The organism is Sphaerisporangium sp. NPDC005289, assembly GCF_040607455.1.
Classification (GTDB): Bacteria; Actinomycetota; Actinomycetes; order Streptosporangiales; family Streptosporangiaceae; genus Sphaerisporangium; species Sphaerisporangium rhizosphaerae.
The window spans coordinates 59503-84715 of the sequence record NZ_JBEXGS010000033.1 but is presented as its reverse complement, the minus strand read 5'-3'; the positions used below and the strand labels follow the sequence as shown (position 1 = coordinate 84715).

25 protein-coding genes are annotated in these 25213 nt (G+C 73.5%); 15 read left to right on the top strand and 10 right to left on the bottom strand.

The genetic code is table 11. The annotated features are described in order from the left end of the window. The coding region (locus ABZT47_RS37055) for a hypothetical protein (RefSeq protein ID WP_354852693.1) at positions 1-261 on the bottom strand (261 nt) is incomplete at its 3' end. Here ABZT47_RS37055 and ABZT47_RS37050 point away from each other — a divergent pair. The 5 genes from ABZT47_RS37050 (at position 244) to ABZT47_RS37030 (ending at position 6515) form a co-directional block, all read left to right on the top strand. Beyond that, positions 244-1227, top strand: coding sequence for a cation diffusion facilitator family transporter (locus ABZT47_RS37050; RefSeq protein WP_354852691.1), 984 nt, complete (start codon positions 244-246; stop codon positions 1225-1227). The genes ABZT47_RS37055 and ABZT47_RS37050 overlap by 18 nt on opposite strands. Before the next feature lie 40 nt (positions 1228-1267). After that, positions 1268-2920 (top strand): TIGR03086 family metal-binding protein, encoded by a 1653-nt coding sequence (locus ABZT47_RS37045; protein ID WP_354852689.1) that lies wholly within the window; start codon positions 1268-1270, stop codon positions 2918-2920. A 437-nt stretch (positions 2921-3357) separates the two neighbouring features. Then, positions 3358-3966, top strand: coding sequence for a sigma-70 family RNA polymerase sigma factor (locus tag ABZT47_RS37040; protein WP_354852687.1), 609 nt, complete (start codon positions 3358-3360; stop codon positions 3964-3966). Beyond that, positions 3953-5134, top strand: a complete 1182-nt coding sequence (locus ABZT47_RS37035; protein ID WP_354852686.1) for an HD domain-containing phosphohydrolase — start codon at positions 3953-3955, stop codon at positions 5132-5134. Before ABZT47_RS37040 ends, ABZT47_RS37035 begins: the two co-directional genes overlap by 14 nt. Before the next feature lie 391 nt (positions 5135-5525). Continuing rightward, positions 5526-6515 (top strand): sulfotransferase, encoded by a 990-nt coding sequence (locus tag ABZT47_RS37030; RefSeq protein ID WP_354852684.1) that lies wholly within the window; start codon positions 5526-5528, stop codon positions 6513-6515. Positions 6516-6708: 193 nt separating this feature from the next. Here the strand turns inward: ABZT47_RS37030 and ABZT47_RS37025 are convergent, their stop codons facing one another. The 3 genes from ABZT47_RS37025 to ABZT47_RS37015 form a co-directional block, all read right to left on the bottom strand. Then, entirely contained in the window at positions 6709-7605 is an 897-nt protein-coding gene (locus ABZT47_RS37025; protein ID WP_354852715.1) for a hypothetical protein, read from the bottom strand. 164 nt (positions 7606-7769) lie between these two features. Further along, the gene (locus ABZT47_RS37020; RefSeq protein WP_354852682.1) at positions 7770-8486 is read right to left on the bottom strand and encodes a VIT1/CCC1 transporter family protein; all 717 of its coding nucleotides are present in this window, start codon (positions 8484-8486) and stop codon (positions 7770-7772) included. Positions 8487-8642: 156 nt separating this feature from the next. After that, positions 8643-9983 carry a PLP-dependent aminotransferase family protein gene (locus tag ABZT47_RS37015; RefSeq protein ID WP_354852680.1) on the bottom strand — a complete coding sequence of 447 codons (1341 nt, stop codon included), beginning with the start codon at positions 9981-9983 and terminating at the stop codon, positions 8643-8645. A gap of 127 nt (positions 9984-10110) precedes the next feature. Between ABZT47_RS37015 and ABZT47_RS37010 the strand changes: the two genes are divergently transcribed. Together ABZT47_RS37010 and ABZT47_RS37005 are read left to right on the top strand one after the other, a co-directional pair. Then, positions 10111-10959, top strand: a complete 849-nt coding sequence (locus tag ABZT47_RS37010; protein ID WP_354852678.1) for an alpha/beta hydrolase — start codon at positions 10111-10113, stop codon at positions 10957-10959. Between the two features lie 266 nt (positions 10960-11225). Then, positions 11226-11606, top strand: coding sequence for a DUF427 domain-containing protein (locus ABZT47_RS37005; protein WP_354852676.1), 381 nt, complete (start codon positions 11226-11228; stop codon positions 11604-11606). Between the two features lie 52 nt (positions 11607-11658). Here ABZT47_RS37005 and ABZT47_RS37000 read toward each other — a convergent pair whose 3' ends face one another. Next, positions 11659-12831, bottom strand: a complete 1173-nt coding sequence (locus tag ABZT47_RS37000) for an MFS transporter (protein WP_354852674.1) — start codon at positions 12829-12831, stop codon at positions 11659-11661. 191 nt (positions 12832-13022) lie between these two features. Between ABZT47_RS37000 and ABZT47_RS36995 the strand changes: the two genes are divergently transcribed. Together ABZT47_RS36995 and ABZT47_RS36990 are read left to right on the top strand one after the other, a co-directional pair. Beyond that, a complete protein-coding gene (locus ABZT47_RS36995) occupies positions 13023-13688 on the top strand; it encodes a helix-turn-helix domain-containing protein (protein WP_354852672.1) in 666 nt (221 codons plus the stop codon). Between the two features lie 5 nt (positions 13689-13693). After that, a complete protein-coding gene (locus tag ABZT47_RS36990; protein WP_354852670.1) occupies positions 13694-14443 on the top strand; it encodes an SRPBCC domain-containing protein in 750 nt (249 codons plus the stop codon). 181 nt (positions 14444-14624) lie between these two features. Here the strand turns inward: ABZT47_RS36990 and ABZT47_RS36985 are convergent, their stop codons facing one another. Together ABZT47_RS36985 and ABZT47_RS36980 are read right to left on the bottom strand one after the other, a co-directional pair. After that, positions 14625-15365, bottom strand: coding sequence for an SRPBCC domain-containing protein (locus tag ABZT47_RS36985; protein ID WP_354852668.1), 741 nt, complete (start codon positions 15363-15365; stop codon positions 14625-14627). A gap of 240 nt (positions 15366-15605) precedes the next feature. Then, on the bottom strand, positions 15606-16763 hold the full coding sequence (locus tag ABZT47_RS36980; RefSeq protein WP_354852666.1) for a carotenoid oxygenase family protein: 1158 nt from the start codon (positions 16761-16763) through the stop codon (positions 15606-15608). Between the two features lie 74 nt (positions 16764-16837). Between ABZT47_RS36980 and ABZT47_RS36975 the strand changes: the two genes are divergently transcribed. Continuing rightward, positions 16838-17542 (top strand): WHG domain-containing protein, encoded by a 705-nt coding sequence (locus tag ABZT47_RS36975; RefSeq protein WP_354852664.1) that lies wholly within the window; start codon positions 16838-16840, stop codon positions 17540-17542. On the opposite strand, the gene ABZT47_RS36970 is transcribed toward ABZT47_RS36975, so the two are convergent. Next, positions 17500-18945: a HAMP domain-containing sensor histidine kinase gene (locus tag ABZT47_RS36970; RefSeq protein WP_354852662.1), complete on the bottom strand. Its 1446-nt coding sequence runs from the start codon at positions 18943-18945 to the stop codon at positions 17500-17502. The two genes, ABZT47_RS36975 and ABZT47_RS36970, sit on opposite strands and share 43 nt — an antisense overlap. A gap of 273 nt (positions 18946-19218) precedes the next feature. Between ABZT47_RS36970 and ABZT47_RS36965 the strand changes: the two genes are divergently transcribed. Next, positions 19219-19821, top strand: a complete 603-nt coding sequence (locus tag ABZT47_RS36965; protein WP_354852660.1) for an NAD(P)H-dependent oxidoreductase — start codon at positions 19219-19221, stop codon at positions 19819-19821. 128 nt (positions 19822-19949) lie between these two features. Beyond that, entirely contained in the window at positions 19950-20435 is a 486-nt protein-coding gene (locus ABZT47_RS36960; RefSeq protein ID WP_354852658.1) for a CBS domain-containing protein, read from the top strand. A 12-nt stretch (positions 20436-20447) separates the two neighbouring features. Here the strand turns inward: ABZT47_RS36960 and ABZT47_RS36955 are convergent, their stop codons facing one another. Further along, positions 20448-21119 carry a pyridoxamine 5'-phosphate oxidase family protein gene (locus ABZT47_RS36955; protein ID WP_354852656.1) on the bottom strand — a complete coding sequence of 224 codons (672 nt, stop codon included), beginning with the start codon at positions 21117-21119 and terminating at the stop codon, positions 20448-20450. Positions 21120-21352: 233 nt separating this feature from the next. Here ABZT47_RS36955 and ABZT47_RS36950 point away from each other — a divergent pair, with 233 nt between their 5' ends. From ABZT47_RS36950 to ABZT47_RS36940, 3 genes are all read left to right on the top strand, one after another. After that, entirely contained in the window at positions 21353-21787 is a 435-nt protein-coding gene (locus ABZT47_RS36950; protein WP_354852654.1) for a pyridoxamine 5'-phosphate oxidase family protein, read from the top strand. 278 nt (positions 21788-22065) lie between these two features. Continuing rightward, positions 22066-22944, top strand: coding sequence for a universal stress protein (locus ABZT47_RS36945; protein WP_354852652.1), 879 nt, complete (start codon positions 22066-22068; stop codon positions 22942-22944). Positions 22945-23034: 90 nt separating this feature from the next. Next, positions 23035-24741, top strand: coding sequence for a GAF domain-containing protein (locus tag ABZT47_RS36940; RefSeq protein WP_354852651.1), 1707 nt, complete (start codon positions 23035-23037; stop codon positions 24739-24741). Here the strand turns inward: ABZT47_RS36940 and ABZT47_RS36935 are convergent. Next, positions 24738-25145, bottom strand: a complete 408-nt coding sequence (locus ABZT47_RS36935) for a pyridoxamine 5'-phosphate oxidase family protein (protein ID WP_354852650.1) — start codon at positions 25143-25145, stop codon at positions 24738-24740. The genes ABZT47_RS36940 and ABZT47_RS36935 overlap by 4 nt on opposite strands. Between the last annotated feature and the right edge of the window lie 68 nt (positions 25146-25213).

Below are 25213 nucleotides of genomic sequence, written 5' to 3'. Positions count from 1 at the left end.
GAGCAGGGCACTGAGCAGGGCACTGAGCAGGGCACTGAGCAGGGCACTGAGCAGGGCACTGAGCAGGGCACTGAGCAGGGCACTGAGCAGGGCACTGAGCAGGGCACTCAGCACGGCCATGAGCACGGGCACGCGGAAGAGCCTGCGAACGCGGAGCAGGATGAGCACGGACACGGGCATGAGCCCGGGCATGGGCACGGACATGGACATGGCGGGGGTAGGCAGGGGCTTCTCGGGCGGCTGGTGGCTTTCGGGGCTCATCTGGTCACTCCGCACAGCCACGACAGCGCCGACAAGACCGACACCGCGCTGGAGTCCAGCAGCCGGGGCATCCGCGTGCTCGGGCTGTCCTTCGCGATCCTGGCGGTCACGGCCGTCGTGCAGGCGGTGATCGTCGTCTTCTCCGGCTCGGTGGCGCTGCTCGGCGACACCCTGCACAACTTCGCCGACGCCCTGACCGCCGTCCCGCTCGGCATCGCGTTCTGGCTCGGACGGCGGGCGGCGACCCGCAGGTTCACCTACGGCTACGGCAAGGCCGAGGACCTCGCCGGCCTGGTGATCGTCGTCATCATCGCCGCCTCGGCGGTGCTGGCCGGCTACGAGGCGATCCAGCGCCTGCTCGACCCGCAGGAGGTCCGCCAGCTCGGCTGGGTCGCGGGCGCGGGGCTGGTCGGCTTCCTGGGCAACGAGTGGGTGGCCCGCTACCGCATCCGGGTGGGCCGCGAGATCGGCTCGGCCGCCCTGGTCGCCGACGGCCTGCACGCGCGCACCGACGGCTTCACCTCCCTGGCCGTGCTGCTGGGCGCGGGCGGCGCGGCGCTCGGCTACCCCATCGCCGACCCGGTCATCGGCCTGCTGATCACCCTGGCGATCGCCCTGGTGCTGCGGAACGCGGCCCGGGAGATCTACCACCGTCTCATGGACGCCGTCGATCCCGCCCTGCTCGACCAGGCCGAACGCGTCCTGTCGCAGACCCCGGGCGTGCGGGGGGTCGGCGCCGTCCGGCTGCGGTGGATCGGCCACACGCTGCGGGCCGAGGTGGAGATCCAGGTGGACCACGACCTGTCGCTCGTGGAGTCGCACGCGGTCGCCGTCGAGGCCGAGCACCGGCTCATCCACCAGGTGGCGCGCCTTCGCGCGGCGACCGTCCACGCCGACCCCCACGGCCCGCGCGACGCCGACTACCACGAGCGGCTGAACCGGCACCGCGAGACGACCACGGCCTGAGGCTTGACTCTCCCACTGTGGGAGACCCGAAGGTGGTCCGGTGCGTGGCGATGACGAGAGGTTGCTGAGCATCGGAGAGCTGGCGGAGCGCACCGGGATGCCGGTGAAGCTGATCCGCCACTGGTCCGACATCGGTGTGGTGCCGCCGGCGGACCGCACGGCGGCCCGGTACCGGCTCTACGCCCCCGACGCGGTCGCCCGGCTCGAACTGGCGCGCGCGCTGCGCGATCTCGGGCTGGGCATGGCCGCGATCAGGGACGTCGTCGCCCGCGAGCGCGATCTGACCGAGGTGGCGGCGGTCCACGCCGACGCGCTGGAGGTCCGGATCCGCACGTTGAGGTCGCAGCAGGCGGTGCTGCGATCGATCACCTCCGGTAGAACGGCCACCGAAAGGCTCACTCTCATGACGAGGCTGGCACGACTGTCCGCCGCCGAGCGCAACGCCGTCGTCCGCGAGTTCGTGGCGGACGCCGTGGGGGAGGCCGACGCCCCCGGCTATCGTGAGGGGCTGCTCGCGGCCCTGCCCGAGCTGCCGCCCGAGCCCACCCCCGAGCAGATCGACGCCTGGCTGGAGCTCGGCGAGCTTCTGGAGGACCCGGCGCTGGCCGCCGGCATGCGGCGCATGGCCGAGTACGCCGCGCGGCACGCGCTTCGCGAGCACGACGAGCAGGATCTGCGGGAGGTGGAGCGGGTCACCGATCTGTGGGTCGGGCAGGTGAGCGCCGCCATGGAGGCGGGCTCGGCCGCCGACTCGCCGGCGGCCGAGCCGGTGGTGGCCGCCGTCGTCGCCGCCTGGCTCCCCACCCAGGTCCGCGTTCCCGGCACTCCGGAGCGGGACGGCGCCAAGGCGCGCCGCATGCTGCTGAAACAGTTGGAGAACGCGGCCGACCCTCGCCTGGAGCGGTACTGGCAGCTCATGTGCGTCATCAACGGCCTGCCGGTGCGGCCGAGCATCGCGGCCGCGGGCCGGTGGCTGACGACCGCACTGCGCACCAATCCCGAGCCCGGCGCCCGTGAGGCCCGCATCGCAGCCCTCCTCCGGCAAGAGCGTCGGGCCCCCGCGCCCGGTGAGCAGGACGCGGCGCCCGGCATCACCGGCGACCGCCCCGAAACGGCCGCGGGGACGGCGGGCGACGCCGGTCCGGAGGGGATCGTCGGCGACTGCGCCCGTGTGCTGGCGAAGGTGGGGGAGCTGGTCGCCGCCGTGCCGCCCGGGAGGCTGGCCGACCCGACTCCGTGCGAGGGATGGGATGTGCGGGCGCTGCTGGACCACCTGGTCTGGGAGAACCTGCTGTGGGCCGGCCTCGCCGAAGGCGCCCCTCGCTCCGACTTCGCCGGCGACCACCTCGGCGGCGACCACGTCGCCGCCTTCCGGGCCGCCGCCGAGGCCACGATGGCCGCCTTCCGTCGGCCGGGCATGCTGGCCGAGCGGTTCGGGCCCGCACCGGGCTGGCGGCTGGTGGAGCAGGTCCTCATCGAGATGACCGTGCACGGCTGGGACCTGGCCAGGGCGATCGGCCGTCCGGCCGACCTGGTCCCCGACGTCGCCGAGGCGCTCATGCCGTCGGTGCGGGAGATCTACGGCGGCCTGCCCCGCACACCCGGCGGCTCGTTCGCCCCCGAGCGCCCGGTGCCCGACGGCGCGACCCCTGCCGACCGCCTGGCCGCCTACCTGGGCCGCCGCCTGGACTGACCGTCCGTCCGTGACCGCGCACCCCGTGGATTCCGGGCGATGCACCCTTTGTGATCTTGTTCACTGAGCGAAGGTTGGGAGACTGTGGTCAGGTCCACTCAGAGGAAGGAGGTTAGGAGGCGTTCAATTCTCGCCTCCCTGATTCTCAACTGTAGCTCGACGGCGGTCCCAACTTTTGAGCTCTCTCTCGCCTTCAAGGGTTAGCAGCGGTTCGGAGCGACCAAGGAGAGGGGGTGACTGATGTTGGCGCTCTTAGGTGATGGTCCTGAGCTGGCAGTCACATTGGTCACGTTCGCGGTTGCGGGTGTGGAGTTCATTCGCGAGGTGATGCGAGGGCGCGAGCAGGGGGTTGTCGTTCAGGCAGTACACGTGTACGTCCATACCTGTACTGAAAGCCGCAGCGTGGGAACGCTGTCGGCGACGGATGATTCCGGGTCATGAAGGGGTCGGGCTTCGGATCCTCACGACAGGCGGCCAGGCCTGTACTGGTCCGCGACGAACTCTCCAGCGAAAGAGCTCTTACGCTGTTCTTTCTGGAGCACCGTCGGCCGTTGCGCCGCTACCTCATCGCGCAGGGGTGCGCCGAGAGCGACAGTGACGACATCGTCCAGGATGCATTCCTCATCCTCCGGGAGCGATGGTCGACCATCGCTTACTACGACAGGCCCAAGGCATATCTGTACAAGATCGCTATCCGTCTGTGGTATCGGCACGCCGCCCGTATCCACCGCGGCGGCTACCGAGAAGATTACGAGAGCGTCCTCAACGCGGTTCCCGATCCTGCCGACACGACCTTGGCAGTAGAAGTCGCCGATGCCCTCGCCCGCTGGTTCAGGCAACTTCCCCGCCGGCAACGCAATGTTGCTGCTCTCCGCCTCATCGCGGAGCTGACCGAGGTGGAGACCGCTGAAGTCCTCGGAGTCAGCCTTGGAACGGTGAAATCGCAGCTTAACGCCGCCAGGAAGACCCTCCGAGCTCTCCGCGATCGAGACGAGCGGGGAGAACGGCAAGAGTCGGGAAGGGGAGAAGACGATGACCATCGATGAACTGATCAGACGCATGGCCATCTCTGTTGACCTGCACAACACAAGCGACGAGACCGCGCTGCGGGATTTCGCCGCAGCCATGCAGAAGATCGACAGTGATCCCGGCGAGGCGCGACGTATCCGGAGTATGGCCGAACAGATCGACATCGAGATCGCGGCCTACGACCAGGGCCTGGCCGCGCTGGACCGAGGGGACGTCGACGCTGCCGAACCCCTGTTGCGCATGGCAGCGGGCACGGAGCACGGCGATGCTGACGGAATTCTCGCCGAACTGCTCGCACAGCCTGTCGATGATGCTCCACCGCTCAGCCTCTGTCAGCGCGCCGCAGAGGTCCGTGCCCACCGTGCCATTCTGAACGCCGCCTACTTGAAGGGTTCGGCCAACCCCTTCTCTACGCCCCATCAGCGATCGGTGTTGCGGCGAATCGTGGGAAGGATCCGGCCAAGAACCGCCATCTCTGCCAGTGATCTGGAAGAGGTGCTGATGGCCGCCATGGAGGTCAAAGACCCCCACACCCGTCGGCACAGTGAGCGTATCTCCCATCTGGTCGTGCTCATCGGTCACGAGGTGGGGATGCGCTCCACCCGGTTGGAGGCCGCGCGTCTGGGCGGGCTGTTTCACGACATCGGCAAGCTCACCATCCCCGCCACCGTGCTTCACAAGCCCGGTGCCCTCACCCAAGAGGAGTTCACTCTTATCCAACTGCACGCCGTCCGCGGCATGCGCATCGTCCGAGACCTGCCAGAATTCTTCGACAGCGCTCCTGAAGGTGTGGCCCGCAAGCTTCTCGTGGCTGAAACCCTTGCAGGGATCCTCCACCACCATGAAAGGTTCGACGGCCGTGGCTACCCGCTCGGCCTGGCAGGCGACGAGATCCCCGAGGTGTCCCGAGTCATCGCCGTCGCCGACGCCTTCGATTCCATGACGACCGCCCGCCCTTACCGCTCTCCGCGAACCATCCGTGAGGCGGCGGCAGAGCTGAGACGCGATGCCGGGAACGGCTTCGATCCCCAGATCGTCGAAGCTTTCCTAACCGTCCTCGAAGCCCACATCGACCGGATCGAAGTCCTCGTTCGTGAGAACCGGTCGTATCAGGAGGCGCACAACAGCCACGGACTCGACGTGCCTAAGTCGACCGACCGACCCCGATCAATCAGGCGCGAGTAGGAGACGGATACCGCTGGAGCGCTGACACGCCGCTTCTGCGCCGCGAGCGAAGCCGCCACCGACATGGCGTGATCGACCTGGCCTGATCCCCTGCGAAACCATGGCGTTCCGCTGTTCGGGCCACCGTGGCGCTAGTGATCTTCTGCCAGCGTGCCGGGGCGCTCTACAGCGTTCACTGGACGAACCCGATCGTCAAAGGCCCGGTATCCCCGCTTGCGCTCTGCGCGGAGGGTGTGACATGGCACCGCCTTCCCCGGCCCGCGCCGGGGAGATCGTCCGTCCCGCCGGGAGATCATCGGGCAGGGATCTGGCATGCGACGTTTAAATCCCTATTTCCTAGTCATTAAGGGGGGTATGATGCTCGATGGTGTGATCTGACCAAGGAGATCGCGTGGCCCTACCGGACTTCCTGGTGATCGGAGCCCCCAAGTCGGGCACCACGGCTCTGCACGCCGCGCTCGCGCGGCATCCGGGGATCTTCATGTCCGCCGTCAAAGAGCCCAAGTTCTTCCTCACCGACGGGCCGCCGCCCGATCGGGGCGGGCCCGGAGACGCCCAGACCTTCAAAGAGCACGTCTGGCGCAGGACGGACTACGAGGCGCTGTTCGACCCGGCCCCGCCGGGCGCGCTCAAGGGGGAGTCCACCCCCTTCTACCTGTACGACCGGCAGGCGCAGCGGCGCATCCACGCGCTGCTCCCCGAGGCCCGGCTGATCGTCGTGCTGCGCGATCCCGTCGAGCGCGCCCACTCCAACTGGACCCACCTGTGGTCGGCCGGCCTGGAGCCGGTCGGCGACGTCGTGCGTGCCTGCGCCGAGGAGGAGCGCCGCATCGCCGCCGGATGGTCGGCGTTCTGGCACTACGTGGCGCTCGGCCGGTACGGCGAGCAGCTGGAGCACCTGTTCGGCCTGTTCCCGCGGGAGAACGTCCTGGTGTTCCGCTACCGCGACCTGGTGGACGAGCCGGCGGCGACCCTCGACCGCATCTGCCTGTTCCTCGGCGTCGAGCCGGGGCTGGTCGCCGAGGTGCCCCGCGAGAACGTGACCGCCCATCCCGATCCGACGCTGCGCCACCGGGCGCTGTCGCGGCTGATGCGCGCCGGCGCGACGCTGGGACGCCATCTGCCGGGCTCGCTGGCGGCCCGGCTGACCGAGCCGCTGGAGAAGACGCTGCAGGACAGCGGCCGTCCGCGCCGCCCGTTGAGCTGGGAGCAGCGCCAGGCGCTCATCCCCGGGTTCCGGGACGACATCGCGCTGCTGGAGGAGGTCACGGGGGAGGAGTTCGGCGACTGGCTGCGGCCCCGTGACCGCTCGGGCGGGCTGATGGGCGACCGGCCCCCCGGCCAGGGGCAGGCGCGCAACGGACGCCCGCGCGTGCACTGAGCCCGCGCCTCCGGCGGGACCCCATCACCGGCCGGCGCGTGCACTGAGCCCGCGCCCCCCGGCGGGACGCCGCCACCGGCCGGCGCGCGTGTCCCCTGACGCCGTGACCGGCCGCTGTGCGGGCCCCGCGGGCGGTGCGGGGCCGGGTGCGGCCCCGCCGCGAGGTCGGTGCAATGAGGTCGGTGCAGTGGGGTCAGTGCAGCTCGGTGCGCAGCTCGTGCGAGCCGTCTTCCCTGGTGATCTCGTAGTACACGCGCCGCCGTCCGTCGGGCAGCGGCAGGATGTCCAGGTAGCGCAGCCCGCCGTAGGGGGACTCCGCGATGGGCTCGGTGCCCACCGGGGCCAGCGTGGAGTAGGCGCCGATGGCCAGCCCCGTGCGCTCCTCGTAGTTCTCCGCCGCGGTGGCCCGTCCGTCGTAGGTGGCCAGGACGGTGCCGCCGGCGTGCAGCACCGAGGTCACTCGGGCGCCCCGCGCGTCCCAGCAGCCCGGACGGCCGCTGAGCGCCGTGCCCTCCCAGGTCCACTCCAGGCCGTCGGCGCTGGTGGCGTAGTCGGTGACCATCTGGTCCTCCTCGCCCGGGTCCGACAGGGGATGGCAGGAGGCCCACAGGTGCCACTGGCCGTCGTGGTGGAGGATCACCGGGTCCTTGACCGCGGTCTTGGGGTCGCCGGGCAGCACGACCTTGCGCTGGGCGGCGTCGAACGCCGACGGGTCGGCGGCCTCCATCACCTCGACGCGCCAGTGCTTGGTGCCGTGGGTGGCGCAGCTGATGTAGAGCCGCCACCGGCCCTCGGGCGTGCGCACGAGCGCGGGACGCTCCAGGGACTCGGTGTCGGCCTCCTCGCGGGTGATGGTGTAGATCGGCTCGAACCGCTCGCCGTCCAGGGACCGCGCGACGCGGACCGCGTAGCCGCGTCCCTCGCCGATCGGCCGCCGGAGGCGGTAGGCGAGGTAGAAGACGCCATCGCTGTGGACGGAGCTCGGGGCCCCGACCCAGTGGCCGGGCTCATCCCCGGGAGGGGCGAGGACGAGGACCGAGCGGTCGGGCCGGAGAGCCGGCAGGGCGCTTCGCAGGTCGTTTTCGTTCATCGGCACGTCGAAACAATAGACGGGAATCGGGGGTGATGACGAAAGATTGGCCGGTCATAGGGGGTGCGAGTCACCCCAGAGTGCTCCCGGGGCCACCCCGGAGTCCCCACGACTCCGGCATGCGCCACCTTCCCGAGCGGCGACTGCCTGGTCACGGCCGCCGCTCAGGAGACCACCGTGCCGACGAGATGGCCGACGCCGAAGGTGACCGCGGCCGCCGCCGCGCCGAGCGCGAGCTGCCTGGCGCCGCCGAACAGCGGCGAGCGGCTGGTGAGCCGCGCGACCAGCGCTCCGGTGGCGAACAGCGCCACCGCGGTGAGCGCCACCGCCACGGCCACCGAGCCGACGCCGAACAGGAACGGCAGCAACGGCACCAGCGCGCCGAGCGCGAAGGCCAGGAAGGAGGACCCGGCCGCCTTCCACGGCGAGGGAAGGTCGTCGGGGTCGACGCCGAGCTCCTCGCGGGCGTGCACCCGCCAGGCGACCTCGTCGTGCCGGTGCAGCTGGCGGGCCACCTCGCGGGCCAGGTCAGGGGAGAGTCCGCGGGACTCGTACAGCGCCGCGAGCTCGCGCTCCTCGGCTTCGGGGTTCCGGGCGATCTCCCGGCGCTCGACGTCGATCTCCGCGAGCGTCATCTCGGTCTGCGAACGAACGGAGGTGTACTCGCCGGTGGCCATGGAGAAGGCGCCGGAGACCAGGCCCGCGAGGCCGGCGATCGTGACGGTGTGCACCCCGGCGCCGCCGCCCACGACCCCGGCGATGAGCGAGGCGTTGGACACCAGCCCGTCCATGACGCCGAACACCGCCGGCCGCAGCCAGCCGCCGGTCACGTCCCTATGGCTGTGGTGCACCTCGGCGGCGTGGAGGGGAGCGGAGGACATCGCGTTCCTTTCGGGCGGTCTGCCCACCGGGTGGGCGCCGGGACCGCCGGCGCCCTGCACATGGACGCCTGCTCGAAGCCGCTGTCGTCCGTGGCCGATCGTTCACGCTAGCCAGCCGGGACGCCGGTGTCAAAGGACGGTAAAGCCCCCGGCGGCTCAGTCGGTGAGGGCGTCCTCGGGGGAGCTCCGCCCAAGGGCCGCCAGTTCCTCCAGGGCGCCTTCCAGCACCTCCGGCGGCGGTGAGGCCAGGCCGACGCGGACGGCGGGCGGCGCGCCGTGCGGCCCCGCGGCGAAGGACGCGGCCGGGGTGACCGCGATGCCCCGGCGCGCGGCGGCGGCGACGAAGGTCTCGGCGTGCCAGGGCCGCGGCAGCTCCCACCAGCAGTAGTAGCCGTGGGGGTCGGCGCGCACGGCGAACCCCGCGAGGGCGCGGGCGGCCAGGCGCTGGCGGGCCGCGGCGTCCTCGCGCTTGGCCCGCACGACGGCGTCGACGGTGCCGTCGATGGTCCAGCGGGCGGCGGCCTCCAGCGCGAAACCCGTCGCCGTCCAGGCCCCCGACCGCAGGGCGGCGGCCATCGGCGCCGCCAGGCCGGCGGGGGTGACCGCGAAGCCGGCCGTCAGCCCCGGGGCCAGCCGCTTGGACAGGCTGTCGAGCAAAATCGTGCGCTCGGGGGCCAGCGCCGCGAGGGGCGGCTGGTCACCGGCGTGCAGGAACGCCCAGACGGCGTCCTCGATGGCGTGCAGCCCGAGGTCGCCGAGCGTCTCGGCCAGTTCCTGGCGCCGCTGGGCGGGCATGGTCGACGACAACGGGTTGTGCAGCGTCGGCTGGAGGTACACCGCGCGCAGCGGGGCGCCGCGGTGGGCGGCGGCCAGCGCCTCCGGGACCAGCCCCTTCTCGTCGCAGGCCAGCGGGACCAGGGTGACGCCGAGCCGGGCGGCGATCGTCTTGACCATCGGGTAGGTGAGGGCCTCGACGCCGAGCCGCGCCCCCGGCGGCACCAGCGCGGCGATCGCCGCGGCGATCGCCTGCCGCCCGCCGGCGGCGAACAGCACGCGGGCGGGGTCGGGCCGCCAGCCGCCCCGGGCCAGCAACCCGGCGGCCGCGTCCCGGGCCGCGGCCGTCCCTTGTGCGGGCATCGGGCGCAGCGCCGAGCCGAGCACGTCCGGGCGCAGCATGCCGCCCAGGCTTCCGGCCAGCAGGGCCGGCTGCCCGGGCACCATCGGATAGTTGAGCTCCAGGTCCACGCGCGACCCGCCCGGCTCGACCAGGGCGCTGCCGGGGGAGCGGCCCGGGGCGCGCACGAACGTCCCGCGGCCCACCTCGCCGGCGACCAGGCCCCGCTTGGCGAGCTCCTGGTACACCCGGCCGGCGGTGGAGGCGGCGATGCCGCGCCGCCGCGCGAAGAGCCGCTGGGGCGGCAGCCGGTCGCCCGGGCGCAGCCGGCCGGCGGCGATGTCGGCGGCCACGGCGTCGGCGATCACCCGGTAGTCGTCCATCGGACCCCTATCGATACGAAGTCAACATTGCACCGAGGGCAATTTAGCCTATTGCACCGATTGACGTGTCCCGCCTAGCATCGCGGCCAGGCCCGGACGTCACGGGCGCCGTGGGAGGGGAGCAGCGATGGGGACGACGGCCGAGGTCAACGGGATCACCGTCGCCTACGACGACGAGGGCGAAGGGGCGCCACTGGTGCTGGTCCACGGACACCCGTTCGACCGGTCGATGTGGGCGCCGCAGGTCGCCGGCCTCGCCGGCCCGGCATGGCGGGTCATCGTCCCCGACCTGCGCGGCTACGGCGGCAGCACCGTCGTCCCCGGCATCACGCCGCTCGCGGTCTTCGCCCGGGACATCGCCGCCCTGCTGGACCACCTGGGGGTGGGCGAGGCCGTCATCGGCGGGTTGTCCATGGGCGGCCAGATCGTGCTGGAGTTCCACCGGCTGTTCCCCGGCCGCGTGCGCGGGCTCGTCCTGGCCGACACCTTCGCCCAAGGGGAGACCGAGGAGGGCAGGAGGACGCGCAACGCCATGGCCGACCGCCTCCTCGCCGAGGGCATGCGCCCCTACGCCGAGGAGGTGCTGCCCAAGATGGTGGCCCCCTCCACGATAGCGACGATGCCCGAGGTCGCCGCCCACGTGCTGCGGATGATGCGGGACGCGCCCGCCGAGGGCGCGGCCGCGGCGCTGCGCGGCCGGGCCGAGCGTCCCGACTACAGTGCCATGCTCGCCGCCGTCGCGGTGCCCGCGCTGGTCGTGGTGGGACGCCACGACGAGTTCACCCCGGTCGCCGACGCCGAGTTCATGCACCGCCGCATCCCGCGCTCGACGCTGGCGGTGATCGAGGGCGCCGCGCACATGCCGAACCTGGAGGCGCCCGCCGAGTTCGGCCGCGCGCTCCAGGAGTTCCTGTCCACCTTCGCCGCGGCGACGCCTGGTCCGCCCGTCCGGCCCGGTCCCGTCGGCGGCTCCTGAGCCCGCCGTGCGACTCGGCGCCGGCGAATCCGGCGACTCTGGCGCGGATCCGGCGGTTCCGGCCGCTGCCGCCCGGCTCCGGCCCTGGCGGCGCCGGCACGGCGCACCGGCCCCGGCGGGGACGGCCGGTGGTACACGGTGGTCGGCGGGGCGGTGAGAATGGGACGGACGACCGGAGACGGGGCCGGTCACCGCCCTTCGCGCCCGGCTTCCCCGAGCGGCCCGACGGCCGGTCGCCGGCACGGCCCAACGGAGAAGAGACGACCATGGCCGACAAGCCGGTGCTGACACCAGGCCCCGACCACCCCATCACCGTCGAGCGCACTCCCGGCCGCGTCGTGGTGTCGGCGGGCGGGCGCGTGCTGGCCGACACCCGTGACGCCCTGACCCTGCGCGAGGCCGACTACCCGCCGGTGCAGTACATCCCGCGCGAGGACGTCGACATGGGGCGGCTCGAGCGCACCGACCACGCCACCTACTGTCCCTACAAGGGCGACGCCTCCTACTACAGCCTCGCCGAAGGCGGTGAGAAGGGCGTCAACGCCATCTGGACCTACGAGACCCCCTACCCGGCCGTCGCCGAAATCGAGGGCCACCTCGCCTTCTATCCCGACCGTGTCGCCATCGAGGAGCACCCCGCCGGCTGACCGCCCCACCGCGTCCCGGCCCCGCCGGCGTGGCGCCCGGCGCGCGGGCCGCTCAGGCGGCGGCGCGGTCGGTGTTCTCGGCGGGCGGGCGCCGAGCCAGTGAGCCGGCGCCCAGGAGCACCGCGGCCATCGCCACGGTCACCAGGACGAAGGAGATCGGCAGGCTGGTGACGGACGCCACCCCGCCGATCATGCTCGGCGCGACGAAGCCCGAGCTGTAGCTGATCGTGGCGACCCCGGCGACGCCCTCGCTGGGCGTGCGCCCTGCGTTGCCGGCCGCCGCGAACACCAGCGGCACCACCACGGCCACCCCGAGCCCGATCAGCATGAACCCGGCGATGGCGGGCGGCGGGGTGCGCGCCGCCACGACCAGCACCCCGCCCGCCGTGGCGAGCAGCCCGCTGAGGCGCACCGAGACGACCGGGCCGACGCGGCGTACCACCAGGTCCCCGCCCAGTCGCCCCGCGGCCATGGTGAAGGCGAACCCGGTGTAGGCGAACGCCGCGACGCCGGGGGAGGTGCCGGTGACCTGCCGAAGGTAGACCGCGCACCAGTCCTGGGCCGCCGCCTCCCCGAAGACCGCGCAGAAGCCGACCGCCCCCAGCACGAGCAGGGGCCGGGACGGCAGCACGAACCGCGCCGGGGCGTCCTGACCCGTCGGGGCGCGCACGTCCAGCAGCCATGATCCGGCCGCCGCGCCCACGACCAGCAGCACCGCGGCCATCGCGGCGAGGTGGACGCGGGCGTCCACTCCGGCGTGCGCCGCCGCCACCCCCACCGCGCCGCCCGCGAGCCCGCCGACGCTCCACATCCCGTGCAGGCCGGGCATGATCGAACGGCCCAGCCGCTGCTCGACCTCGATGCCCTGCGCGTTCATCACCACGTCGCACATGCCCGCGACCGCGCCGTACACCAGCAGGGTGACCCACAGCAGGGCCAGACCCGGCGCGAGCGCCGGCAGGGCGAGCATGACGCACCACAGGGCGATCAGCAGGCGGGTGGCGGGCCGGACCCCGACGCGGTGGGCGAACCGCCCCACCATGGGCATCGTGACCAGCGAGCCGACGGCCGGAGCGAGCAGGACGAGCCCGAGCTCTCCGGGACCGGCGCCCAGATGCTCCTGCAGCCAGGGGATGCGGGTGGCGAAAGAGCCGGACACCGCGCCGTGCACCGCGAAGGTCACGGCGATGGCCACGCGGGCGCGCCTGACGATGCCCCGGTCCACGGCAAGAACCTAGCAGAGCCCCCGCGCCGGCCGGCGCGAGGTGATCATGGCGTCGCGGGCTCGTCCCGGCGGGCCTTCGCGGCGGGGGCGGGACTACGCTTCTGGGGACGGTCCCATGGGGACGGCACGCCGCTCCGGGACGGGGCGGGGCCGCCTTGACGGGCGAATCTGGTCGCTGGGAGTGTTGCGGCATGTTGGATGTGGCGGTCATCGAGGATCCGGCGGCGGCCGAGGTCTCGCTCGATCCGGTGCGGGCCCGTCTGCTGGCCGAGCTGGCCGTCCCCGGGTCGGCCACCATGCTGGCGGCCAAGGTCGGCCTGCCGCGGCAGAAGGTGAACTACCACCTCAAGACCCTTGAGCGGTACGGGCTGGTCGAGCTGGTCGAAGAGCGGCGCAAGGGCAACGTGACCGAGCGCGTGATGCGCGCCACCGCCGCCTCCTACGTCATCTCGCCGGTCGCGCTCGCCGCGGTGCAGCCCGATCCCTCCCGCGCGCCCGACCAGCTGTCGGCGCGGTGGCTGCTGGCGGTGGCCTCGCGGCTGGTGCGCGACGTCGGGCAGCTGATCACCGGGGCGGCCAAGGCGCGCCAGAAGGTCGCGACCTTCGCCATTGACGGCGAGATCCGCTTCGCCTCGGCCGCCGACCGCGCCGCGTTCGCCCGCGAGCTGGCCGAGGCGGTCACCACGCTGGTGGGCAAGTACCACGACGAGGGGGCCGCGGGCGGGCGCGACCACCGGGTCATCGTGGCCGTCCACCCGAGCATCACCCGTGACCCCGTCGAGACAGGCGGCCCCGGCGAGACCGGCGAGACCGGCGCCACCCCGACCGCGACCAAGGACGCGACCAAGGAGCAGTGAGCGGCATGCGGCACGAATTCGAGGTGCGCGAGGAGATCGCGCTCGACGCGACGCCCGAGGAGGTCTGGGAGGCCATCGCCACCGGGCCGGGCATCGACTCCTGGTTCATGGGGCGCAACGAGGTCGAGCCGGGCGTGGGCAACACCGTGCGCCACAGCCTGATGGGGCACACCACGAACGCCACGGTCACCGCGTGGGAGCCCGGCAAGCGGTTCACCTACCAGAGCGAGCAGAACCCCGACGGCACCTTCATGGCCTTCGACTACCTCATCGAGGGCCGCGAGCGGGGCAGCACCGTGCTGCGGCTGGTGCACAGCGGCTTCCTCGGCGACGACTGGGAGGCCCAGTACGACGCGCTGAAGAAGGGCGACGGCATGTACATGCGCAAGCTCGCCGCCTACCTCAAGCACTTCCCCGGGCGCACCTCGACCTTCGCCTTGCTGGTCCCCGGCCCCCAGGTGCCCGGGCACGAGCAGGTGTGGACGGCGTTCAAGAGCGCGCTGGGCGTGGCGGGCGAGGTCGCCGCGGGCACGCCGGTGCGCCTGACGGTGCCGGGGCTGCCGCCCGCGGACGGGGTGGTCGAGAGCACCGAGTACCCGAGCATCCCCAGCGTCTGCACCGGCGACGCGCTCTACACGTTCATGCACGGCTACCGCGACACGGTCGTGGTGGAGCAGCACGGCTTCACCGAGGGCGCCGACGTCGAGGCGACCGAGCAGGCGTGGAAGTCCTGGCTGGCCCAGGCGTTCGCCTGAGCGCCCGCCGTGGGCCGGCCTCGCACCCCGTCTGGGGGACGGCCGGCGCCGGGGCGTGGAGTCCGCCGGACGGGACGTGGCGGTCACGTCCCGCCCGGCGGCCGGGCTCCGCCCCGCCCGGCCGCGTCGCGCGCCGGGCGGCCCTCGCCTGCCGGCGGAGCCCAGGCGTTCGGGCCGGCGTTCAGGCCAGTTTGCCGAGCCAGGCCTGCCAGGCGTGCTCGCTCTCTTCGGCGTCCGCCGGCGCGAACAGGTGGTGGCCGATGACGAGCGTGTCGTGCATGCCGAGGATGAAGCGGTAGAGCGCGTCGCCGGTGCGCACGCCGAGGAAGCCCGGGGCGACGTAGTCGGCGACCCCTTCGACCGGCGGCAGCCCTTCGGGGGTCAGCCGCACGCGGTCGCCCGCGGAGACCGGGCCGGCCAGCCCGAGGCCGCGCTCGAGGACCTCCCACGCGGGCTCGGCGCCGCCCGCGGACGGGCGCGCCCCGAAGACGACCGTGGCCGTGCGGCCGGGGAAGTGGGCGAGGTACTGGCCGAGGCTGTGCAGGTACAGGTCCCAGCCGCGCCGGAGGGCGTCGTACTCGCTCTCCCAGTCGTCGCCGAGGACGCCGCTCTGCACCAGGCGCAGGACGGTGGTGCCCTGCCCGCGCCCCTCGATGAGGTACTCGAAGGCCATGAAGAGCCCTTCGGGGCTCTCGGGGCTGCGGAAGGCGAAGCGCCGGGCCGGCTCCCACGCGGTGACGGTGGCCTCGGAGGGCGGGAAGTCGCCGAAGTACTGCCGGGCGGATCCGCCGACACGCGGCTCGATCTCGTTGCGTCCCATGAACCAGGAGTCGGCGCCGGGGCCGGTGGCGATCGCCTCCCACACCTGCTCGGGGGTCGCCTGCAGCGTCACCTGCTTGCGCAGCTCGAACTCGTGCGGCATCGGGAGCTCCTCGTCCTCGGCGCCCACGGGCGCGCCGTCTGGTGTGTTGGTGAGCGAGCGGGTCGTCAGGCGATGGCGGCCGCTCGGAGCATCACGATGCCACCGAAAGATTAATTTGTCAATACGACTCTAGTTGTCGGTGATGGTCGCTCGCCGGGTGGCCGCTTGAACGGCGCGGAGGGCCTTGCCGAGTGGGTGAACCCACGGCCTGGTGCCGCGCGCGCCGTCCGCCGTGGCGGGTCAGCGCCCTTCGCCGGCCCAGGCGATGTGGCCGGCGTCGGGCGGGGCGTCCGGCAGGTGGACCACCGCCTGGGGAGGGCCGGTCAGGTTGTGGGCGTCGAGCACCAGCAGCTCGCCGCGGCGGCGGGCCAGGTCGCGGGCGAGCACCATGACCCAGCCGTCCCCTTCCAGGGCGCCGGGACGCGGCACGAAGACCGGCCGCCCGGCGCGCCGGCCCGGTCCGAGCTCGCGCACCTGCGTGACGCCGGCCGCCAGGTCCAGCCCGATGACCGCCTGCCCGCCCGCCGCGCGTGCGAACACCAGCTGGTGCCGCAGCCCGGCGCGCCGCGGGTCGGCCGACGCCTCCGCCGCCGAGGCGATCAACGTGCGCCCCGAGGCCGTGCCGGTGGCGAGGTCCAGCGTCCAGCGGTGGACCGACGCGGGCCCGGCGTCGCGGTCGCGGTCCCACCAGGGGGTGTCGAAGGCGCGCTCGTGACGGACGACGTCCACCACCACTCCCCGTCCTCGGTCGTCGTAGGCGTTCACGGCCTCGAACACGTAGCAGGGGTCGATCGGGAACCAGATCGGCCCGGAGGGGTCCCAGGCGTCCCGCCGCAGCAGGCCGATGCGGGCGGGGCGGCCCGGCCGCCAGCGGTAGGGCGAGCCGGAGCCCATCATCGCGGCGGCGCGGTGGTGGGTGACCGGAAGGTCGAACACCACGACGAACCGCTCGGTGACCGCCACGGCGTGCACGAGCGGCGCGCCGGGGAGCGCGAACGGCCGCACGTCGCGCACGCCGCCCTCCGGCCCGAGGACCAGGTGCTCGGCGATGTCGGACCCGGGGCGCACGGCCACGGTGTGCCACGCGCCGCCGGCGTGGTCGCGGACCGGGGCGGCGACCTGCGCCCCCGGGGCGGCGGCCCCCGCGCCGGGGACGGCGGTACCGGCCCCAGGGGCGGGGGAGGGGAGGGTCAGCCGGCGGGCGGCGCCGCCGGACAGTCGCACGCCGTACACCAGCGGCGACCGGGAGGCGGGGACGGCGCCGTCCGCCGGGTGGGCCGAGGTGCACACCAGGGCGCCCTCCAGGCCGGAGGGAAGGGCCCCGTCGACGGTCAGCGACGCGTCGTGCGGCCCGCGACCGGACGCCGCGACGGCGGCGCTGTGCTCGGCGACGGTCATATCGGAACCTCCGGGAAGACGGCTGGCATAACAGCGTTATGAAAAAAATAACGCCGTTATGCCATACTGTCAAGATGAGTCCACGCCGAACCGACCCCCAGACGCGCACCGCCCTCGTCGACATCGCCGCCGGCCTGCTCGCCGGCGAGGGCCCCCAGGCGCTGTCGGCCCGCCGCGTCGCCGCGGAGGCGGGCAGCTCGACGATGACCGTCTACACCAACTTCGGCGGCATGAGCGGCCTGGTCCGCGAGATGGTGCTCGAGGGGTTCGCCCGGCTGGAGGCCTATTTCTCGCACGTCAAGGCCACCGACGACCCCGTGGCGGACATGGCGCTGCTCGGCCGCGCCTACCGGCGCAACGCCGTGACCAACCCTCACCTGTACGCCGTCATGTTCGGCGGCGCGCGTCCGGCCGGGTTCTCGCTCACCGACGAGGACCGCCAGCACGGCCGCTACACCCTGGGCACGGTGGTCGGCTGCGCCACCCGGTGCATCGAGGCCGGCCGCTTCCGCGCCGGCGACGCCGAGCTGGCGGCCCATCTGCTGTGGACCGCCGTCCATGGGCTGGTCACGCTGGAGCTGGGCGAGTACCTCATCGATCCCTGCAACGCGGACGTGGTGTTCGAGGCCCAGCTCACCGGCCTGATGGTCGGCGCCGGCGACGACCTGGCGGCGGCCGAGCGCTCCGTCCGCGCCTCGCTCGCCCGCCTGCCCGGCGAGCTCGGCGGCGTGACCCCCTATCCGGCCGGCGGCGACCCCTCCGCGAGCGGGCCGGCCTGATCCTGCGTGCCGGTCACCGGGGCGGGCGTCGGCGGTGGGCGCTCCTCGCCCGGCGAGGGCGCCCGGGGCAGGCACAGGACGAACCGCGCGCCGCGCGCGCTGTCCTCGATGGTCAGCGTGCCCCCGGCCATCTCGGCGATCTGCCGGGCGATGGGAAGCCCGAGACCGGTGCCGCCGGTGTCCCTGCTGCGCGCGGCGTCGAGGCGGGTGAAGCGCTGGAAGACCACTTCGCGCTTGTCGGGCGCGATGCCGCCCCCGTCGTCCAGCACCTCCAGCACCGCGGCGCCGAAGGCGTGGCCGGGGCCGCCGGGCCTGGGGCCCCGGTGCACCTTCACCGTGACCGTGGTCTCGGCGTGCCGCACGGCGTTGTCCACCAGGTTGGTCACCAGCCGGGCGAGCCGCACCCGGTCGGCCACCACCTCCGCTCCCTCGCCCAGCACCAGCTCCAGCCGCTTGGGCATGTGCCGGCTCTTCATCTCGCTCATCACCAGCTCCGCCAGGTCGACCCGGTCGCTGGCGCCGGGGGTGCCGGCGTCCAGGCGGGCCAGCGTCAACAGGTCGCTCACGATCGCCTGGAGCCGGTCGAGCCCGCTGAGGACGGCCCGGCTGGTCGCCTGCCAGTCGTGGTCATCGGTGTCCATCAGGGCGTCCTCGACCTCGGCGCGTATGGCGGCGATCGGCGTGCGCAGGTCGTGGGAGGCGTCAGAGGCCAGGCGGCGCTGCTGCTCCATCGCCGACTGCAGCCGCCCCAGGGTGAGGTTGACGCTCTCGGCCAGGTCGCGCAGCTCGTCCTCACTGTCCGGGGTCGGCACCCGCCGTCCCGGGCAGTCGGCGTTGATCTCGTCCAGCTCCGTCCGGATGGCGTCCACCGAGGACAGCGACGCCGACACCGCGCGGTGGGTGCCGTAGGCGATCCCCGCGGTCAGCAGCAGCGCGCCCCCGATCACGGAGGCGGCCACCAGCGGATGGGTCAGCGGAGGGACCACCGGGGCGGCGGTGTAGATCGTCCAGACCCGCCCCGCGAGGAACACCTGCTCCCCGACCACGATGGAGCACTCATCGCGTGCGAAGGCCGGGCCGTCGCACACGGTCGCGGTGACCCCGCTCCGGCCGTCCCGCAGGTGCAGGTCCGCCATCGGCGGCTTGCCCTCCATCTCCTTGGACGCCGCCACCACCTTGCCCACCGGGTCGATCACCTGGATGTCGTAGATGAGGCCGTGCGGGATCGGGTCCAGGATGTTGCCGCGGTCCACCTCGGTGCCCACCCGCCCCGCCGTGCCCATGATCTCCTTGGTCAGGTAGGCCGTGGTGGTCATGTGCACGGCGACCAGGATGACGGCGGCCAGCAGGGCGCACAGCACCGCCGCCACCACGCCGGCGTACAGCGTCAGACGGCGTTTCACCGGCCATCGGTGCCCCGGACCCATGCCAAATCCCCCTATAGGCAGTCGACCACATGCCGTAGGGAATCTTGTCGGGGGGGTCGTGGTGCGGCCGCCGCCTCCCGGGCCCGCCGGAGATCGGAAAAGGACTCGAAGACCCCCGCCGATGTTCGTCCCGCGATTCCTGGGGCAGCGGCATCCGGTGGACAGCGGGGGGCGGTCCAGGGCCGGTGGCCATGCCTGCGGCCCGCCCTCCCTCGGAGCGTCGCGGGGACGCGGCAGAGATGGGAGAGCATGAGAATCGTCGGCATCGCGGGAAGCGTCCTGTCCAACGCCTACGTCAGCAGGTTGCTGGAGGCGGCGGGCCGGGAGCTCCCCGCTCGGGCGGAGCTCGCGGTGTGGGACGGCCTGGAGCGGGTGCCGCCGGTCGCGGAAGGCCCGCTGCCGTCCCCGCTCTCGCGCCTGTGCGACCGGCTCGCCCGGGCGGACGGCTTACTGATCACCGCCCCCGCGCACAGCGTCCTGCCCCCACAGCTGACGCACGCGCTCGACTGGATCGCCTCCCAGCACGGCGGCACGGTCCTGCTGGGCAAGCCGGCCCTGGTGGTGACGTCCTGCCTGCGCCACCACGAGGCGATGTGGACCCAGACCCGGTTGCAGCGGGCCCTCGCCGCCGCGGGCGCGCACGTGCAGGGCGCCGACCTCGCCATCTCCCCCGCCTTCGGGCACTTCGACGCCGAAGGCCGCGTCACCGACGCGGCCGTCCGCGCCCGGCTCCGCTCGGCCCTGGACCACCTGCGCCCGCCCTCGGCCGCGAGTTCCGCCGCGCCGATCCCCGCTCCGCGGACCCCGCGGACCGCTCGGCCCGGCGGCGCGCGAGCCGTCGTGCGAGGGTGAGGACGGCTGGGAGCCGGAGGTCCCGGCAGGGCGGGACGTTCGGCCCCTGCGCCCGCCCGGCGCCGCGTTGTTCGATGAGGTGACGGGCGAGCCGTCACGGCCCCGCCGCACTCGCCCAAGGAGGCGCCATGGACATCGCGAGCATGACCGCGGCGGACGTGATGAGCCGGGTCGTCGTCACGGTGAGGCCCGATGAGTCGCCCCTGATGGCCTGGGAGCTGATGAGGCGCGGAGGCGTCCACCACCTGCCCGTGGTGGACGCCCGCTCCCACGTGCTCGGCGTCCTCAGGCGCGAGGACATCGCCTCCCACTGGTCGGGCGGTCCGGCCGAGCAGTCCAGCGAGCAGGTGCGGCAGCTTCTGGGCGGCAGGCGCTGCCCCCACGTGGCCCCCGGGACGGGGCTCGCGAGCGTCGCCGCGACGATGGTGGACTCCTGCGTCGACGTCGTGCCCGTCGTGGGCGCCGCCGGCACCTTGGAGGGGCTGGTCACCTCCACCGACGTGCTGCAGGCGGTCGCCGGGCGGCCGGCGCGCGCGGCCGGGCCGACCGAGGTGGTCGCGGGCCTGTTCCGCCTGGAGCCGGTGCTGCCGCCCAGGCGTCCTCCCGGCGGATGAGCGCGGCGGCGGTCAGATGCCCTCGATGCGGCGGCCGGAGACCTCCTGCGCGATGATGCGGATGCACTGGTCGCGCTCGCCGCCCGCCCATGGCCGCACGTCAAGGACGGCGGCCTGCGGCGGCGTCGCATCGGGGGCCAGGTGCTGCGCCGGGCCCTGCACCAGCACGCTCCAGCCGCGGCGCTCGGCCTCGTCGATGCGGTCCACCTCGAAGCCGGCCCTGACGGCGACGCCCGCGACGCCGCCGCGCAGGTCCCGGTCCATCGGCCCGCCCGCCCGCGTGCGGAAGACGATCGCCCCGCCGTGGAAGACGTAGCTGACAGGGAAGACGGCCGGGCCGGTGGACCCCGCGTACGCGACGCGCCCGACGCCGCCCGGCGCGATCAGGCGCAGGCACTCGTCGCGGCCGAGCGGGCGAAGGACGGGCCGCCCGGCGGGCCCGCCCTGACCGGGCGTCCGGTCGGCGTTCCCGCCCAGCAGTTCCAGGGCCGTGGTCTCCAGAGCCGCGGCCAGCCGAAGCAGCACACCCTCGTCGAGGGGGGAGGGATAAGTTTCCAGATACTGCACGTAGCCGGGCACCACCCCGGCGCGTTCGGCGACCTGGCGGCGCGTCAGGCCGAGCCTGCGCCGGTGGTAGGCGAGGCGGCGTCCAAGGTCGCCGGGTGAGGCCGTTCCGTAGGACATCGGCACCCCCTTGTGCGCGCGCGAGCGCGCCTGCCATCTCCGACGCTACTCCTGGCGTCCGCGGAGGTGGCAGGGGAACCGGGGGACCGGCCGTCCCGGGAGGGTCGGTCCGGGAGGAAGGCGGGACCGAAGGGACGTGGGTCCCGCGTGGAAGGGTACTTCGTCCCTGTGGCCACCCGCCGCGGCGGCGCGACCATGGAGCAATGACACCGGCCCCGAAGTTGGAGACTCAGATGAACGACCGCGTCGCCCCTCCGTCGCTGGAAGAGCTCGATCTCGCGGAATGCCTGCGGCTCATCGCGCCGGGAGGCATCGGCCGGGTGGGTTTCACGGCCGCCACCGGTCCGGTGATCCTGCCGGTGACCTACGTCATGTACGAGAAGTCGGTGCTGTTCCGCACGGCCTTCGGCGGCCCGCTCGACGAGGACCTGAGCACCGGGGTGGCGGGCGTCGAGCTGAAGGTCGCCTTCGAGGTCGACGACTTCGACGCCGACGACCGCGTGGGCTGGAGTGTGCTGATCCAGGGCGCGGCCCATCGGGTGTCCGCCGAGGACGAGCTCGCCGCCGTGCGGGCCTCCGGCGTGGAGCCGTGGGCGGGTGGTGAGCGGCGGCTGTACGTCCGCGTCAACCCGGTCCAGATCACCGGCCGCCGCATCACCAGGTCCTAGACCCCGGACGCCGTCCGCCCGCGCGGCACCGGCGTCCACTCCCGCGACCGCCGCAGTAGGGCGCCCGCCGGTTCCCTCGCCGCGGGCGGCGGGGCGTACACGTGGCCCGCCCGGTCTCCTCGCCCGGTTTGAAGGGGCTTTCGCGCCTGACGCCGTGAACGGCGTGGTTCGCCCCGCTCCGAACCGTCTTGGGACGTATGTGCGGAAGGGACCTTGGGCTCTGTTCCCCCCGGCGTGCCGGCCGATGGAATGGAACGGTGCAAAAGGCGGGGGGCGTCATGATCGTGGTGGGAGTCGACGGGTCCCCGGCCGGTTTCGAAGCCGCGCGCTGGGCCGCCGGGGAGGCGGCGCTGCGCGGCGCCGGGCTGCTGGTGGCGCACGCGATGCCGGCGTGGGCCGCCGAGGCCGGGGCCGGGCCCTACGCCGAGGTGGCGCGATGGATGCGCGACGGCGCCGACGCGATCTTGCGCGAGGCGCTGGATCAGGCACGCCGGGTCGCCCCCGGCGCGGAGATGAGCCACGCGCGTCTGCCCGGCGACCCCCGTGCGGCTCTCATCGAGGCCGCGGGCGCCGCCGAGCTGCTCGTGGTCGGCAACCACGGCCTCGGCGGTCTGCGCGGGCTGCTGCTCGGGTCGGTCGCGCTCGGCGTCGCCGGGCGCGCGCCGTGCCCGGTGGCCGTCGTGCGGCCCGTGCCGCAGGGCGCGCGGCCGCAGATCGTCACCGGCGTCGACGGCCCCGGCTCCGGCGAGGAGGCGCTGCGGTTCGCGTTCGCCGAGGCGGCCCTGCGTCAGGTCGAACTCGTCGTCGTGCACCTCGGGAACGGCCCTGGCGGGGGAAATCAGGGGCCGCCGCCCGCCGCCTGCCACCGATGGAGGGAGCTGCACCCCGAGGTGAAGGTGAGCGAGCCGGTCGTGAGCGGGGAGGCGGTGGACGTGCTGGCCGAGGCGTCCGCGCGGGCCGAGTTGCTGGTCGTCGGCTCGCGCGGGCGCGGCGTCCTCACCGGGCTGGTGCTCGGCTCGGTGAGCCACGCCCTCCTGCACCAGGCGCTCTGCCCCGTCGTCGTCCTGCCCCCGCCCACGGGGCCGGCCCCGCCCTCCGAACCCGCCGCCGGTGACCGGGCTCCGGGCCGCCGGCGGGGCGCCGGACCCGCGCCCTGAGCCGGAGGTCATCGGCGGCCGGAGGACGCGCCGCGATCCCTGCTCGCCCTGTGTCTGACACCGGACGCGGTCGGTGCGACACTTCCTCGTATGACGGACAACGAGTCGCGTTCAGTCATCCCCAACATGCGGCTGGACGACCTGCTGTCGGAGCTGCGGGTCCGGCTGGAGGCCGTGCTGGCCACCCGCGACCGCGTGCACGCGCTGCTGGACGCGGTGGTGTCGGTGGGCAGCGACCTCGCGCTGGAGACGGTGCTGCACCGCATCGTCGAGACCGCCACCACCCTGGTGGACGCCACCTACGGCGCCATGGGCGTCATCGGCGAGGAGAACACCCTCGTGCAGTTCGTCCCGGTCGGGCTGAGCGAGGAGGAGATCACCCGCATCGAGCACTGGCCGCACGGGCTGGGCCTGCTCGGCCTGCTGATCAAGGAGCCCCAGACGCTGCGGCTCACCCATATCTCCCAGCACCCGGAGTCCTCCGGCTTCCCGCCCGGCCACCCGCCCATGGGCAGCTTCCTCGGCGTGCCGATCAGGGTGCGCGAGAAGGTCTTCGGCAACCTCTACCTCACCGAGAAGCGCGGGGGAGGGGAGTTCGACGAGGACGACGAGGCCATCGTGGTCGCCCTGGCCACCGCCGCCGGCGTCGCCATCGAGAACGCCCGCCTGTACGAGGACACCCGGCGTCGCGAGACCTGGCTGCAGGCCTCCTCGGAGATCACCACCCGCCTGCTGTCGGGAGCCGACCCGGGGGAGGTGCTGAGTCTCATGGCGCGCCGGGCCCGCGAGATGGCCGACGCCGACGTCTCGGCGATCCTGCTGCCCGACGACGGCGACGAGGGCGGCAAGACGCTGCGCGTGGTCATCCGGGACGGCGAGCCGGGCGCCCGCCGGCCGGGCGACGAGGTGCCGGTCGGGGTGTCCCTGGAGGGCAGGGCGTTCGTGCGCGGCGAGCCGCTGATGCTGAACAACGCGGGGGAGAGCGAGATCCTCGACGGCCTGGAGGACCACCCCATGCCCGGACCGGTGGTCGCGGTGCCGCTGGGCGCGGCCGGCGCGGTGCGCGGGGTGCTGTCGCTGGGCAAACGGCATGGGCGCATCCCGTTCAGCCACTCGGAGCTGCGCACCCTGTCGGCCTTCGCCGGGCAGGCCGCCGTCGCCCTGGAGCTGGCCGAGACCCGTAAGGACGCCGAGCGGCTCGGCCTGCTGGAGGATCGCGACCGCATCGCCAAGGACCTGCACGACGTCGTCATCCAGCGCCTGTTCGCCGTCGCCATGACGCTCATGAGCGCGGTGCGCCTGGTGGAGCGGCCGGAGGCGTCCTCCCGGCTGCAGAGCGCCATCGACGAGCTGGACAACACCATCCGGCAGATCCGCTCCACGATCTTCGCCCTGCAGACGCCGCGTGAGGCCGCGGCGAGCCTGCGCGCGCAGATCGTCGAGGTGGTGGAGAACGCGCGCGGCCACCTGGGGTTCATGCCCGCGCTGAGCATGGAGGGCCAGCTCGACAACCAGGTGCCGCCCCGGCTCGCCGAGCAGGTGCTGGCGGTGCTCAGCGAGTCGCTGTCCAACGTCGTGCGCCACGCCAAGGCCACCCGCGCCGAGGTCGTGGCGCGGACGCGGGACGACCGGCTCACCCTGATCGTGGAGGACAACGGCGTCGGCCTGTCCGGGGGAGGACGGCGCAGCGGGCTGCGCAACCTGGAGGAGCGGGCGGCCGGCCTCGGCGGCACGTTCGAGCTGGACGCGCCCGCGGGCGGGGGCACCCGCCTGACCTGGAGCGTGCCGCTCGACTAGCGCCGGATGCGCCGCCCGGATACCTGCTCGGTGGACACGACGATGAAGTGCTCGCGGCCGCCCGGCGCCCACGGGGTCAGCGGCAGCTCCGACAGCCGGGCGATCTCCTCGGGGTCGCTCACGGCGCGCGCGTGCCCCACAGCGGTCACCGACCAGCCGGTGCGGGCCCGCGGGTCTATCTCGTCGGCCTCGAACGCCACGATCGCGTTGCCCGCGGCGGCGGCGAGCTTGGAGCCCGTCCCGGTGCGGATCACGATGCTCGTGCCGTCGAGGTGGAAGTTCACAGGCTGGACGGCCGGGAGGGCGCGGTCGGTGTAGACGATCCGTCCTATCGGGGTCGAGGCGAGCAGTTCCAAGCACTCTTCCCGGGAGAGCACCTGCAGGCCGGCAGCATCGATCTTCACGCGTCACAGCCTGCCCGAGCGAGGGGGGATCCGGTTAGGGGCTAAGGTCCCCTCTTCATCCCTGACGG